The sequence below is a fragment of the Tardiphaga sp. genome, from assembly GCF_044340795.1.
Classification (GTDB): domain Bacteria; phylum Pseudomonadota; class Alphaproteobacteria; order Rhizobiales; family Xanthobacteraceae; genus Tardiphaga.
The window spans coordinates 1-11023 of record NZ_JBIISY010000197.1 but is presented as its reverse complement, the minus strand read 5'-3'; the positions used below and the strand labels follow the sequence as shown (position 1 = coordinate 11023).

Here is an 11023-nt window from a genome sequence, read left to right as displayed (position 1 = left end):
CGGCGGCGCGGCTGGCAAGTCGGCGGCATTCTCCGCGGTCGGCGCCATGCTGCTCGGGGTCATCGTCACCGGTCTGTTCGTGGCCATCTCGATGACCTCGGGCGGCGGCGCCTGGGACAATGCCAAGAAGTATATCGAGGACGGTCATTTCGGCGGCAAGGGTTCGGACGCGCACAAGGCAGCCGTCACCGGCGACACTGTCGGCGATCCCTACAAGGACACGGCGGGCCCCGCCGTGAACCCGATGATCAAGATCACCAATATCGTGGCGCTGCTGCTGCTGGCGATTTTGGCTCACTAGACGGCCGCACCGGTCAATGCAAAAATCCCGCGGTGAAAGCCGCGGGATTTCTCTTTGGCTGTTTGAAAGATGAGTGTGATGCGTCGGATCGCTGTTGCCATTCTCGCTGTCTTCGCCTTTGCAATGCCAGCGCTCGCCGCCCCGAAATGTCCGATCGACGATGAGGCTGCTGCCAAGGCCGGTGGGTTTGTCAACGCGGTGACGGCCGCGGTCAAAACCGAGTTCAGTTGCGAAGGCGCGTTTCGGGTTCTCGATCTCTGCCAGATCGGTTCGACTGCGGACAACGCGCTGTCCGACATGGTACTGGCGAAATGCGAACCGCGTTTCCTGCCGAAAGCGTTGCCGGCAACGAAGGCGGCCTATGACAAGGCGCGGGCGAAATGCAGTAAAATCGCCGCAAAGGACGGCACCATGTATCAGGGGCAGGCGGCGGTTTGTGTCGCCCGCACCGGGCGCGATTTTGCGCGGAAATACGGGACGAGGAGTTAGCGCTCCCGCTCCGCAAGTGGGAATTGTGAATGGCGACTGCCGGCCTGTACTCTTATTCGCTCAATCTGACACCCGACGACTATCGACAGTTCTACAGCGCCATGGGGCGCCATCAGAGCAAGCCACCCAAATGGATCTACCCGGCGGCGATCAGCGTCTCCATTCCGGTTGCAGTCGTTCTCGCTTCTTTCACGCGGCTCCGCGCCTTCGACATCGGTGTCAGCTGCGTGATCGCCTTTCTGCTCGGCATGGTCGCGATGATTGTCGTCATCCAGCTTCTGCATGCTGGCGCGATGCGACGGCTGGCGCTGATCGGCGCTGAGGACTGGACGCGCTTTGCGGTGACGATCGACGACGATGGTGTCGATGCGCGAGGCGAGGGCCTTGCTCTCCAAGGACGTTGGTCGACAGTGAAAGACGTCACCATCGAGCAGGACGGGCTGATGATCTGGTTCGGGCGTCTGCAGGCGGTGCGCATTCCCCAGCGCGCTTTCACCGATGTTGCCGAGCGCGATACGGTGGCGACGTTTGTCCGCAGCCGGATGGCAACATGATCGTTCGCGCAAGTTGACGCAACACGTATTGTCGCAAATCGTGAAGCAAGCCCGGCAGTCGGTCGTGGGCCAATCGGCTATCGTCGCGATCAATAGGGGGAAACGATGACGGATGTTCTGGACCTCGATCGTTATTTCGAGCGGATCGGTTTCACTGGCAAGGCGGCGCCCGACCTCGCGACGCTGACGGCGATCCATGCCGCGCATGTGGATGCGATCCCGTTCGAGGGGATCAATCCGCTGCTGCGGCGTCCGGTCGATCTGGATCTGCCGTCGCTGCAACGCAAGCTGATCGAAAGCCGGCGTGGCGGCTATTGCTACGAACACAACGCGGTGCTGCGGGCAGCGCTCGAAGCCATCGGCTTCAAGGTCACCGGTCTCGGTGGACGCGTGCGCTGGAATGCGCCGCCGGTCAGTCCGCTCGGGCCGAAGACCCACATGCTCCTCAAGGTGGATCTGCCGGAGGGGCCGCATCTCGCCGATGTCGGCTTCGGCGCCTGCGTGCTCGACGCGCCATTGCGATTGGTCGCGGATGTCGAACAGACCACGGCGATGGGGACCTACCGGATCACGGAGACGGATGGGCGGCTGTGGCTGGCGGTCAAACGCGCCGGCGGCTGGCGGATGATGTATGTGTTCGATCTCGTTCCGCAGTTGCAGTCCGATTACGAGATCGGCAACTGGTACACATCGACCAATCCGTCCGTGCCGTTTCCAACCACGCTGGTGGTGGAGCGGGTAACGCGCGAACGCCGGTTCAAGCTCGTCAATCGCCATCTCATCGTTGAGGCGCGTGATGGGGAGCAGATGTCGACGCGGACGCTGGAGAGCGCGCGGGAGCTCCGACAGGTGCTGGACGAGACGTTCAATGTGGCGCCGCCGGTGCCGGTGGAGGAATTGTGGGCGATCATTAATCGCACGCAGACGTAGGGCGGATGAGGCGTAGCCGTCATCCGCCGCGGCGCTTGCTGATCTCGTTGCGGCGGATTACGCCTTCGGCTCATCCGCCCTACGACCGATCATCACCGTGAGAGAGCCATGTCCCTGTCATCCGCCAAGAACTACGCATTGCGTGCCGCCAAGTCGCAGGACCAGAAGGAAGCAACCGAGCTTCTGTCCAAGGCGATCATGGAGCTAACGCTGGCGATCGAGGCGCAGGACGCCAAGATCAAGAAGATCAACAAGGGACAGTAGCTCCGCTGCCGTAGGATGGGTAGAGCGGAGCGAAACCCATCATTCTGTCATCGCCGCAGGCTCCGCCGATGGGTTTCGCTCCGGCGCTGACGCGCCTTCTCTATACCCATCCTACGGGGCCTTTTATGCGTGTTTAACGAAGCGTCGTGACGAACGTCACTTCACCTCCATCTGCAGGCCTTCCTTGTCGATGATGCCCTTGAACTTCAGCGTCTCGGCTTCGACGAAAGCCTGGTACTGCGCGGGCGTGCCGTAATCGGGCACGGCGCCCATGGCGGCGATGCTCTTCTTGGCGGCGTCGGTGGCGAGCAGGACCTTGATCTGCTCGTTGAGCGCGGTCACGGCTTCGGTCGGGGTGCTCTTGGGAGAGAACACGCCGAACCACGTCGAAACGTCGAAGTTCTTGAGTTCGGGGACACCGGTCTCGCGCATCGAGGGCACGTTCGGACACTGTGCATTGCGTTCCGGCGTCGTCACCGCGAGCGCATTCAGTTTGCCATCCAGCACCTGTGGCAGCGACGGATAGAGATTGTCGCACAGGATCTGCACGTCGCCGGCCAGCGCCGCCTGCAAGGCCGGGCCGGCGCCGCGGAACGGCACATGCTGCATCTTCAGCCCGGTGAGCTGCAGCCACCAGGCGCCGGTGAGGTGAGGGCTCTGACCGACACCGGAGGAGGCATAGTTCAGCTTGTCCGGATTGGCCTTGATATAGGCGATCAGTTCCGGGATCGTCTTGATGCCGACACTCGGATGCGCGCACATGATGTTGGGCAGCTTGATCATGTTGGAGATCGGCTGCAGCTGATCGATCTTGTAGGGCAGATTCTTGAAGATGCTGTAGGCGATGGCGTTGGGGCCGGGATTGCCGACCAGGATCGTATGGCCGTCGCCTTTCAGGCGCGCGACTTCAGCAACGCCGATGGTGCCGCCGCCGCCCGAGCGGTTTTCCACCACGACCGACTGGCCCCACACCGGCTGCAGATGCGCGGCAAGCATGCGGCCCATGACGTCAGTCGAACCGCCGGCTGCAGCCGGCACGATGATGCGGACGGTTTCAGTGGGCTTCCATTCGCCGGCGCCGAGACTCGCGCGCGGCAGGATTGCAGCAGTGGAGAGCGCTGCGGCGCCGGTGAGTACACGGCGGCGCGTAACCAGTTTGGTCATAAGTATTCCCTCTCTTGGCGTTATTGCTTTTGAACTTAGCCAAAATCGTAGTCAGCACCGTGGCGGCATACAAGACGCGTCGTCGCCGCAAACAAACAAAAAGCCCCGCAACATGTGCTGCGGGGCTTTTGCATTCTGCTGAAAGGAATGTCGTGCAACTAGCGGAAGCTGACCAATCGGAACAGCGGCGCCAGGTAGCTCATCTCCGAACCGGACGTCGGCGTGGTGCGGCTGATGAAGTCGAAGATCTTGCCGTCCTGCAGGCCGTAATTGGCGAGACGGTTCACCCGGCGATCCTTGTCGAAATAGACCGCGATGACGCGCTGGTCGGTGACCTTCTGCGGCATAAAAGCGACCGCGCGTTCGGCGCGCTGCGAGATGTAGTAGAACACTTCGCCATTCAGGGTGGCGACCGTGGAGGGGGTGCCCATCACGATCAGCACCTGGTCCTGGCTGGCGCCGATCGGGATCTGCTCCAGCGCGCCGGGCGGCAGGATATAGCCCTTCTGGAATTGCTCGGCGCAGGCGCCCAGCGACAGGCAGACGGCGGCAACGGCCACGGCCGAGCGGACCCGGCGCCAGGACAGGCGCGATCCGCGATGGGCAGTGTTCAGGTTAGACATGGTCATATCGGAGGAATCCCCATCCTCTGGCGCTTCCGGGGCTCTTGCATCCCGGAAGGCGTTGACGTACCGGGCAGAACTGCCGAATGCAACATGCGCGTGCCCGACCGGCCCGCAAGGAACCCGTCATGATCTGGCCGTTCAGTCGATTCAGGAAGCCCCCGGCGCGGTTGCGCGGCACCATTGAAGCGATCTATGGCGCCATCGTGGCGCAAGCCCGAGAACCGTTGTTTTACCGTGATTTAGCCGTGCCTGACACGGTGGAAGCGCGGTTCGACATGGTTGTGCTGCAGCTCTGGCTGGTGCTGCGGCGGCTGGAGCCGAAGAGCGAACTGGCGCAGGGGCTTTTCGACAGGTTCTGCGACGATATGGATGACAACCTGCGCGAACTCGGCACCAGCGACCTCAAAGTGCCGAAGAAAATGCGCGAATTCGGCAGTGCCTTCTACGGCCGCACCAAGGCCTATGACGTTGCGCTGCAGGAGGGCCGTGAGGCGCTGGCAGCGGCGTTGTCGAAGAATATCTATAATGGCCGCGACATCGACCATGCGCGGCAGCTCGCCGCCTATGTGGACGCGGCGGACCACACCCTGGCAGGACTCGATCCGGCCACCTTGAATTCCGGCGCGTGGCGGTTTCCGTCGCCCGCGGCAACTTTGGTAGTGACATGAGCAAATCCGATCGCGGCGCTGCTGCGCCGTCGCAACTTCCGCCGCCGCCCTGGAGCGTGCCGGTCCCGGTGGCCGAAATCCCCGATGTGGGCCTGTCCCAGACCATCGAGGCGCGGCCGGACGAGCGCAAGGCCATGGCCGAGCTTGGCGGCCTGCCGGATATCGCAGCGGTGAAGGCCGAACTGCGGTTGCTGCCGGTGCGGGGCGGGACCGTGCATGTCACCGGCCGGGTGACCGGCAAGGTGACCCAGATCTGCGTGGTGTCGCTCGATCCCGTCGAAAACGAGATCGATGAGGATGTGGATGTGGTGTTCGCGCCGCCGTCGCAGATTCGCGAACTCGCCGAATCAATGGATGACGACGACGACGGTGAGAGCGACGATGAGCGCCCGGACCCGCCGGAGCCGATCGAGAACGGGGTGATCGATCTGGGCAAGCTGGTCACCGACGCGCTGTTTCTGGGTCTGGATCCCTATCCGCGCAAGCCGGATGCGGTGTTCGAGGACCAGGTTGAGGCGCCAAAACCCGAAGAGCACCCGTTTGCAGCGCTGAAGGCACTGCAGGACGCCGCTGCGAAGCCGAAAAAGACGTAAAATCGGTCCGGTCGGTTCCGATTCCGGCCTGTTCCACCCCTGCGGCTGGTACGGGAAAACGCCCGGTCAAGGTGTTGTGTCAAATGGCGGAAACGCTATTGTCGCGCGCCGTAAAGGGGTTCATGCCATCACTTTGCTGCCGCCGGTCGCGGCAGTTCGTCGGCGGCCATGTGGATGACGCCGCTCAAGACAGGTTTCCAGGACGTTCATGGCTAAAAAGGTTCGCATCGCGCTCGACGCCATGGGCGGTGACTTCGGTCCATCGGTGGTCATTCCCGGCGCGGCGATTTCGCTGACCCGGCACCCCGACAGCGAATTCGTGCTGGTCGGCGACAGCGCCAAGATCGAGGCCGAACTGGCCAACCACCCGGCACTGAAAAAAGTGTCGAAGGTGATCCATTCCGATGTCGCCGTGTCCATGCATGACAAGCCGAGCCAGGCGTTGCGCCGCGGCCGCAAGGTGTCGTCCATGTGGATGGCGATCGATGCGGTGAAGCATGGCGAAGCTGATGTGGCCGTCTCCGCCGGCAACACCGGCGCGCTGATGGCGATGGCGCGGTTCTGCCTGCGCACGCTGCCGGGCATCGATCGTCCGGCGATCGCGGCGGTCTGGCCGACCATGCGCGGCGACAGCATCGTGCTCGATCTCGGCGCCACCATCGGCGGTGATGCGCATCACCTGAAGTCGCTGGCGATCATGGGCAGCGCGATGGCGCGGGTGATGTTCGATCTCGAACGCCCGACCGTCGGCCTGCTCAATATCGGCGTCGAGGAAGTGAAAGGCGGCGAGGAAATCCGCGAGGCGGCGGAGTTGCTCCGTGCAGCGGATCTGCCGCAACTGAAATTCATCGGCTTCGTCGAGGGCGACGGCATCGGCAAGGGCGATGCGGACGTGATCGTCACCGAAGGTTTCAGTGGCAATATCGCGCTGAAGGCCGCGGAAGGCACCGCGCGCCAGCTCGCCGAATATCTGCGCGCTGCCATGAGCCGCACATGGCGCTCCAAGATCGGCTATCTCTTCGCGAAGAATGCTTTCAAGGCGCTGCGCGACAAGATGGACCCGTCGAAGTCGAATGGCGGCGTGTTTCTCGGTCTCAACGGCATCGTGGTGAAGAGCCACGGCGGCACCGATGCCGATGGTTTCGCCTATGCGGTTGATGTCGGCTACGACATGGTCCGCTACGACCTGCTCAATAAAATCAATCAAACGCTCGACCGTGATCATGGCGCTGTTCCTGCGCCTGCGGCCGCGCAGGAGGCTGTCTCGTGATACGTTCGGTCGTGCTCGGCTGCGGCTCCTATCTGCCGGAGCGCATCCTCACCAATGCTGAACTGGCCCAGAAGGTCGATACGTCGGACGAGTGGATCGTCCAGCGCACCGGCATCCAGCAGCGCCACATCGCGGCGGAAGGCGAGTTCACCTCGCATCTTGCCATCAAGGCGGCGAAGGCCGCGCTCGCCAATGCCGGCATCGACGCGCAGTCCATCGACCTGATCGTGCTGGCGACCTCGACGCCGGACCAGACTTTTCCCGCCACCGCTGTCGCGGTGCAGAATGCGCTCGGCATCACCCATGGCGCGGCATTCGACCTGCAGGCCGTGTGTTCGGGCTTCATCTATGCGCTGACCACCGCTGACAGCCTGCTCCGCACCGGTGCCGGCAAGCGCGCGCTGGTAATCGGCGCCGAGACCTTCTCGCGCATTCTCGACTGGACCGATCGCGGCACCTGCGTGCTGTTCGGCGACGGCGCCGGTGCCGTCGTGCTCGAAGCGCAAGAGGGCGCAGGGACGACGGCTGATCGCGGCGTGCTGACCACGCATCTGCGCTCGGATGGCCGGCACAAGGAAAAGCTCTATGTCGATGGCGGTCCGTCCTCGACCCAGACGGTCGGCTATCTCCGCATGGAAGGCCGCGAAGTGTTCAAGCACGCAGTGGGCATGATCACCGACGTGATCGTCGATGCCTTCGCCGCGACCGGTGCAAGTGCGGAAAGCATCGACTGGTTCGTGCCGCATCAGGCAAACAAGCGCATTATCGACGCGTCCGCGCACAAATTGCATATTGCGCCGCAGAAGGTCGTGCTCACCGTCGATCGCCATGGCAACACCTCGGCAGCGTCGATCCCGTTGGCACTAGCCGTTGCGGTCAATGACGGGCGCATCAAGAAAGGTGACCTGGTATTGCTCGAAGCCATGGGCGGCGGCTTCACCTGGGGCTCGGCACTCGTGCGGTGGTGATGCGCCGTTGATGGTGGCAAAACCACAACAGCTCAAATTGTCATGACTTTCCATGCGCTTGCAGCGCCCTGCGGTGTTGACCCGGTGGCGTTAACCTCCTAGTTTCCGTGACGAATTTCGGTTCGCCGAGAAGTTTTTGGGGCAGGCATGACGGGCACGGGAAAAACAGTCACACGCGTCGATCTGTGTGAGGCGGTCTATCAGAAGGTAGGCTTGTCGCGCACCGAGTCGTCTGCGTTTGTTGAACTTGTTCTGAAAGAGATCACGGATTGTCTGGAAAAGGGCGAGACAGTGAAGCTGTCGTCGTTCGGCTCCTTCATGGTGCGCAGTAAAGGCGAGCGCATCGGGCGCAATCCGAAGACGGGCACGGAAGTACCGATCTCGCCGCGGCGGGTGATGGTATTCAAGCCGTCGGCGATCCTGAAACAGCGCATCAACGGTAATGCCGACGCCGTGAGTAACGGCAAAGACCACGACTGAGTCGTTTATTTTGACGCGTTTTCTTCACGCGAACCCGTATCCACGTCGCTCGAAAACGCTATTGATTAACACCGGCATGAACCACAGGAATCCTGCACTTGGATAAAGCGCCGGATGCGTTTCGGACCATCAGCGAGGTCGCCGACGACCTCGACGTCCCGCAGCATGTCCTGCGGTTCTGGGAAACGCGGTTCTCTCAAATCAAGCCGATGAAGCGATCCGGCGGCCGGCGATATTATCGCCCGGACGACGTCGATCTGCTGCGTGGCATCCGCCGGCTTCTGTACGGCGAGGGCTACACGATCCGCGGTGTGCAGCGGATCCTCAAGGAGAACGGCATCAAGGCGGTGCAGGGGCTGGTGGACGAAGAGGCCACGCCTGGCTTCGCGCCCGTGGCTGCGCGCGGGTCGGAGCCGCGGATGTCCTCTGCTGCCCCCCTGATGAACCGGCCGGCCGCGAAACCGCCGGTGGTCGAGGACCAGCCGGAAGAGGAAGAAGAGGCCGAAGCCGAGGACGAATTCGAGGACGCGTCCGGCGAGGAATCCGAGGACGCCGAAGAGGAGGAGTCTGACGAGGACGAATCCGAAGAAGGCGACGAAGAAGAAGCCGAGGGCGAGGACGAAGAAGAGGACGGCGAGGAAGAAGACGCCGAAGAGGAAGGCTCTGAGGACGACGAGTCCGAGGAGGAAGGCGCCGACGAAGAGGAAGACGAGGAGGAGGCCGAACCAGAGCCGGTCACCGCCCGGAAGGCCCCTGATGTCACGGCGCGCCGCGAGCCCGACCTGCGCCCGCAGGCGCCGGAGGTGCGGAGCGATCCGGCCATGCGCGCTGCGCCGCGCGTCGAGCCTCGCCTGCAGCAGGCCATTGGCCGCACCGATCCGGCCACCATGAGCCGCGCCAATCCGGCGCCGGTGCCACGCGCCCATCTCGCGCCCGAGCCTCGCGCAAATCCGCAGTCGCGCGAGGCCGCGCAGGCCCGGCCAACCCGCTCCCTCGATCGCGAGCGGCTGGAAGCCGTGCTGGAAGAGCTGCTCGCCGCCCGCCGCGCGCTGGATGCGGCGATGAAGGACGGCAGTTAGTCTACGGTCTGGAAGCCTGGTTATCGCCGATGCGTGCGGAACTTTGTCCGATGGTCGTCAGTTGTATTTGGCAGGCATCATCTCTCGAGGTGGTAGACATGACCCAATGGCATTCGGCTGCTGGTGACCATGGTTTCCAGCACAAGGACATCCAGCACGACGACGATGTCGGCTATTATGGAGGCTGGACGCTGAGCGGTCTGGCTGTTCTGGCCACCATTGGCGTGGTCTGGCTGGTCGGAATGTAGCCGACCCGAACCGGCATCTTCAGGGCGTGCGCGGTGCCGCGCAGCCAATGCTTGCGGATCGACAAAACGACCTTGCGCCCCGCAGCGAATATCCCTAATCAATCAGCGCCGTCAGGCATTCGGAGCGTAGCGCAGCCCGGTTAGCGCACTAGTCTGGGAGACTAGGGGTCGGAGGTTCGAATCCTCTCGCTCCGACCATTATCTCATTGAAATGGCTGGACGAATTACGAAAAGGCCCGGATTGCTCCGGGCCTTTCGTCGTTTCAGTGGCCACTAGTAGTAGCCGTAATGGCGGTGGTGATAATGACGCGGGCCGCCGTAATAGCCGTAGCGCGGACCGTGGTAATAACGGGGGCCACCATAATAGCGGGGGCCGCCGTAATAGCCTGGGCCCGGGCCATAAGCATAGGCACCGCTGGCTGCTGCGCCGGCGGCAAGGGCGCCGGCTGCAAGGCCGAAGCCGATGGCCGCGTTGCGACCGCCACGTGCTTCCGCTGGCTTGGTGGTGATGGTGGCCGCGCCAAGAGCCGCGATGGTCGCAAGAGCGAGTGCTGTTCTCTTCATGTTGCTTCTCCTTGTTCTCGGAAGGGCAACGTGTGGCTTCGTGCATCGTTCATGCCCCAGGGGCAATGCAGCCATATGGAACCGGGCAGGGCGCTCTCCAAAAACAAAAAATGACCCGGAACCATGAGCTCCGAGCCATTTCCACGCAGGCGTACATCCGGCCCGCGCTAACTTGGTCACCACTGTGAGTCGTGACGGTTAATGCGACGTTAGCGGTCGCATAAGAATGTGTGATGACGTCCTAACGTCAGTTTGATGCACGCGTCACTCCTGCATCTAGCCCGTCGGTCCTTCGACCTCGTCATGGTCGTCATCGGGAAGCATGCCTGAGCCCGGCGTCTTGTGCTTGTCGGTCAATTCCGGCTTGTCATGCGTGCCGGCAGGCGAGGTCTTCTCGTCCGGTCTGGAGGGCTTTTCAGCCTCGCGATGTTTCGAAGTGTTGTTCATGCCTCGGAAACGCGTGTTGTGATGCGACGTTCCCCCGGCCTGCGCAACGATGACGCAGCGATGCTTGGATAGCTTTACATCAAATGGGAACTTCTCCTCCGCTATGAACTTGTCACTGCAGATTTCACAGGAAGGGAAACCATGATCAAGAAACTTGCGCTGCTGGCTGCCGCTGGCCTTCTCTATATCGCCGTCCCGACGTCGTCGGCTTCGGCCCAAGGCATCAGCGTCCAGATCGGCGGTCCCGGTTATCACCATGGTCATCGCGGCTATCACCGCCACCATGGCTATCATCGTGGTCCCGGCTATCGCCATGGCCGTTCGTATTATGCGCCGCGCCATGGTCATCGTCACGGCTATCGTGGCGGCACGCGCACC

The 11023-nt window shown here is 62.6% G+C and carries 16 protein-coding genes, 1 tRNA gene and 1 pseudogene; 14 read left to right on the top strand and 4 right to left on the bottom strand.

Annotated elements, in window-relative coordinates:
- The 5 genes from ACIQ17_RS25030 to ACIQ17_RS25010 all read left to right on the top strand — a co-directional run.
- Positions 1-301, top strand: a 301-nt coding sequence (locus ACIQ17_RS25030) for a sodium/proton-translocating pyrophosphatase (RefSeq protein ID WP_398471976.1), incomplete at its 5' end; no start/stop codon positions are given.
- A 78-nt stretch (positions 302-379) separates the two neighbouring features.
- On the top strand, positions 380-790 hold the full coding sequence (locus ACIQ17_RS25025) for a hypothetical protein (RefSeq protein ID WP_398471975.1): 411 nt from the start codon (positions 380-382) through the stop codon (positions 788-790).
- 29 nt (positions 791-819) lie between these two features.
- Complete coding sequence (locus tag ACIQ17_RS25020) at positions 820-1344, top strand: hypothetical protein (protein WP_398471974.1); 525 nt, start codon at positions 820-822, stop codon at positions 1342-1344.
- 105 nt (positions 1345-1449) lie between these two features.
- Positions 1450-2274, top strand: a complete 825-nt coding sequence (locus tag ACIQ17_RS25015) for an arylamine N-acetyltransferase (protein ID WP_398471973.1) — start codon at positions 1450-1452, stop codon at positions 2272-2274.
- Between the two features lie 108 nt (positions 2275-2382).
- Complete coding sequence (locus ACIQ17_RS25010; protein WP_398471971.1) at positions 2383-2538, top strand: hypothetical protein; 156 nt, start codon at positions 2383-2385, stop codon at positions 2536-2538.
- Positions 2539-2694: 156 nt separating this feature from the next.
- On the opposite strand, the gene ACIQ17_RS25005 is transcribed toward ACIQ17_RS25010, so the two are convergent.
- Together ACIQ17_RS25005 and ACIQ17_RS25000 are read right to left on the bottom strand one after the other, a co-directional pair.
- A complete protein-coding gene (locus ACIQ17_RS25005; RefSeq protein WP_398471970.1) occupies positions 2695-3702 on the bottom strand; it encodes a Bug family tripartite tricarboxylate transporter substrate binding protein in 1008 nt (335 codons plus the stop codon).
- 158 nt (positions 3703-3860) lie between these two features.
- Entirely contained in the window at positions 3861-4331 is a 471-nt protein-coding gene (locus ACIQ17_RS25000; protein WP_398471968.1) for an outer membrane protein assembly factor BamE, read from the bottom strand.
- Between the two features lie 122 nt (positions 4332-4453).
- On the opposite strand from ACIQ17_RS25000, the gene ACIQ17_RS24995 reads away from it, so the two are divergent.
- The 8 genes and pseudogenes from ACIQ17_RS24995 (at position 4454) to ACIQ17_RS24960 (ending at position 9832) form a co-directional block, all read left to right on the top strand.
- Positions 4454-4996, top strand: coding sequence for a ubiquinol-cytochrome C chaperone family protein (locus tag ACIQ17_RS24995; RefSeq protein ID WP_398471967.1), 543 nt, complete (start codon positions 4454-4456; stop codon positions 4994-4996).
- Complete coding sequence (locus ACIQ17_RS24990) at positions 4993-5589, top strand: YceD family protein (RefSeq protein WP_398471965.1); 597 nt, start codon at positions 4993-4995, stop codon at positions 5587-5589. The genes ACIQ17_RS24995 and ACIQ17_RS24990 overlap by 4 nt, the downstream gene beginning before the upstream one ends.
- A gap of 208 nt (positions 5590-5797) precedes the next feature.
- Entirely contained in the window at positions 5798-6859 is a 1062-nt protein-coding gene (gene plsX, locus ACIQ17_RS24985) for a phosphate acyltransferase PlsX (RefSeq protein WP_398471964.1), read from the top strand.
- On the top strand, positions 6856-7827 hold the full coding sequence (locus ACIQ17_RS24980) for a beta-ketoacyl-ACP synthase III (protein WP_398471963.1): 972 nt from the start codon (positions 6856-6858) through the stop codon (positions 7825-7827). The genes plsX and ACIQ17_RS24980 overlap by 4 nt, the downstream gene beginning before the upstream one ends.
- Positions 7828-7974: 147 nt before the next feature.
- On the top strand, positions 7975-8307 hold the full coding sequence (locus ACIQ17_RS24975; protein WP_398471962.1) for an integration host factor subunit alpha: 333 nt from the start codon (positions 7975-7977) through the stop codon (positions 8305-8307).
- Positions 8308-8405: 98 nt separating this feature from the next.
- A pseudogene (locus ACIQ17_RS24970) lies at positions 8406-8676 on the top strand (MerR family transcriptional regulator); the annotation flags it as partial.
- A gap of 808 nt (positions 8677-9484) precedes the next feature.
- Complete coding sequence (locus tag ACIQ17_RS24965; protein ID WP_398471960.1) at positions 9485-9634, top strand: hypothetical protein; 150 nt, start codon at positions 9485-9487, stop codon at positions 9632-9634.
- Between the two features lie 120 nt (positions 9635-9754).
- Positions 9755-9832: transfer RNA gene (locus tag ACIQ17_RS24960), tRNA-Pro, on the top strand.
- A 75-nt stretch (positions 9833-9907) separates the two neighbouring features.
- Here ACIQ17_RS24960 and ACIQ17_RS24955 read toward each other — a convergent pair.
- Both ACIQ17_RS24955 and ACIQ17_RS24950 read right to left on the bottom strand, forming a co-directional pair.
- The gene (locus tag ACIQ17_RS24955) at positions 9908-10198 is read right to left on the bottom strand and encodes a hypothetical protein (protein ID WP_398471959.1); all 291 of its coding nucleotides are present in this window, start codon (positions 10196-10198) and stop codon (positions 9908-9910) included.
- A 276-nt stretch (positions 10199-10474) separates the two neighbouring features.
- On the bottom strand, positions 10475-10645 hold the full coding sequence (locus tag ACIQ17_RS24950) for a hypothetical protein (RefSeq protein WP_398471958.1): 171 nt from the start codon (positions 10643-10645) through the stop codon (positions 10475-10477).
- Positions 10646-10786: 141 nt separating this feature from the next.
- On the opposite strand from ACIQ17_RS24950, the gene ACIQ17_RS24945 reads away from it, so the two are divergent.
- A partial coding sequence (locus ACIQ17_RS24945; RefSeq protein ID WP_398471957.1) for a hypothetical protein occupies positions 10787-11023 on the top strand: 237 nt, incomplete at its 3' end.

Bases quoted from the DNA above. Each gene is read 5' to 3' on its own strand.
- ACIQ17_RS25025 (WP_398471975.1), top strand. From the start codon at position 380: ATGCGTCGGATCGCTGTTGCCATTCTCGCTGTCTTCGCCTTTGCAATG.
- ACIQ17_RS25020 (WP_398471974.1), top strand. From the start codon at position 820: ATGGCGACTGCCGGCCTGTACTCTTATTCGCTCAATCTGACACCCGAC.
- ACIQ17_RS25015 (WP_398471973.1), top strand. From the start codon at position 1,450: ATGACGGATGTTCTGGACCTCGATCGTTATTTCGAGCGGATCGGTTTC.
- ACIQ17_RS25010 (WP_398471971.1), top strand. From the start codon at position 2,383: ATGTCCCTGTCATCCGCCAAGAACTACGCATTGCGTGCCGCCAAGTCG.
- ACIQ17_RS25005 (WP_398471970.1), bottom strand. From the start codon at position 3,702: ATGACCAAACTGGTTACGCGCCGCCGTGTACTCACCGGCGCCGCAGCG.
- ACIQ17_RS25000 (WP_398471968.1), bottom strand. From the start codon at position 4,331: ATGACCATGTCTAACCTGAACACTGCCCATCGCGGATCGCGCCTGTCC.
- ACIQ17_RS24995 (WP_398471967.1), top strand. From the start codon at position 4,454: ATGATCTGGCCGTTCAGTCGATTCAGGAAGCCCCCGGCGCGGTTGCGC.
- ACIQ17_RS24990 (WP_398471965.1), top strand. From the start codon at position 4,993: ATGAGCAAATCCGATCGCGGCGCTGCTGCGCCGTCGCAACTTCCGCCG.
- plsX (WP_398471964.1), top strand. From the start codon at position 5,798: ATGGCTAAAAAGGTTCGCATCGCGCTCGACGCCATGGGCGGTGACTTC.
- ACIQ17_RS24975 (WP_398471962.1), top strand. From the start codon at position 7,975: ATGACGGGCACGGGAAAAACAGTCACACGCGTCGATCTGTGTGAGGCG.
- ACIQ17_RS24965 (WP_398471960.1), top strand. From the start codon at position 9,485: ATGACCCAATGGCATTCGGCTGCTGGTGACCATGGTTTCCAGCACAAG.
- ACIQ17_RS24955 (WP_398471959.1), bottom strand. From the start codon at position 10,198: ATGAAGAGAACAGCACTCGCTCTTGCGACCATCGCGGCTCTTGGCGCG.
- ACIQ17_RS24950 (WP_398471958.1), bottom strand. From the start codon at position 10,645: ATGAACAACACTTCGAAACATCGCGAGGCTGAAAAGCCCTCCAGACCG.